This is a genomic window from Streptomyces hilarionis, assembly GCF_024539675.1.
Classification (GTDB): Bacteria; Actinomycetota; Actinomycetes; order Streptomycetales; family Streptomycetaceae; genus Streptomyces; species Streptomyces hilarionis.
Genome location: NZ_JAHHIT010000486.1, coordinates 1 through 402, shown reverse-complemented (window position 1 = coordinate 402; position 402 = coordinate 1). Strand labels below are relative to the sequence as shown.

The window sequence follows — 402 nt, the reverse complement described above, 5'->3', positions numbered from 1 at the left end:
ACTTTAAGCAGAGGATTCCGGGCTCAGATTTCGCGTAGCTGCGCGCAAAAAAGGCGTTTTCAGCAGTCAGTACGCGGGCTGTCTGGAAGGACCGACTTTTTCAACACAATCGGCCAAAAGCAGCCCGTCGAGCAACATCACTGACGTATCGGTTTTCCTGACAAGCAGATTTATTAGTAATGAGCGGCACGACAAAACGTGCCGGTCACTTTCACCACTGCTGTTTCACTTTTTAATGGACACAATCGTGGCTTTGCCACTCTCTAACCGAAAGGAAAACGTCACGCGGTCTCCGACAGTCAACCCTGTTAGTTGATCTTCCGCCACTGAAAAGGCCATGGTCATCGGCGGCCATTGCACAGCTGGAACAGCGCCGTGAGAGATAGTCACCGTATGCTTCGC

General features: G+C 51.5%; 1 protein-coding gene. It reads right to left on the bottom strand.

What is annotated here, in order from left to right; translation table 11 throughout:
* Positions 1–225: 225 nt before the first annotated feature.
* Positions 226–390, bottom strand: coding sequence for a copper-binding protein (locus KMS84_RS44020; protein ID WP_498066971.1), 165 nt, complete (start codon positions 388–390; stop codon positions 226–228).
* Between the last annotated feature and the right edge of the window lie 12 nt (positions 391–402).